The 272-nt window shown below is 61.0% G+C and carries 1 protein-coding gene; it reads left to right on the top strand.

Annotated elements, in window-relative coordinates; translation table 11 throughout:
• Nucleotides 1–272: ABC transporter permease subunit (locus SB764_RS40250; RefSeq protein ID WP_410866787.1), on the top strand; the 272-nt coding region annotated here is incomplete at both ends.

Below are 272 nucleotides of genomic sequence, written 5' to 3'. Positions count from 1 at the left end.
AACATTCTGTTCGGCCTGACGCTGATCGGCTTGCTGCTCTTCCTCTGGCTGATGCTCGGAATTTTCACCGCCAGCTTCTGGACGCCCCTGAACATCAGCAACTTGCTGCGGCAGGGATCGATGACGGCAATCCTGGCTCTCGGGCAGACCTTCGTGATCATCACGGCGGGTATCGACCTGTCGGTCGGCGCCATCGTCGGCTTTGCCGGGGTCATTATCGCCTGGCTTTTGCAGGCAGGCGTCCCGGTCTGGGCGGCTATCCTGCTCACCCT

This window comes from Paraburkholderia sp. SIMBA_027 (assembly GCF_046535315.1).
Classification (GTDB): domain Bacteria; phylum Pseudomonadota; class Gammaproteobacteria; order Burkholderiales; family Burkholderiaceae; genus Paraburkholderia; species Paraburkholderia tropica.
Note: the sequence above shows the minus strand (reverse complement) of the source record. Positions and strands in the feature narration are given on the sequence as shown.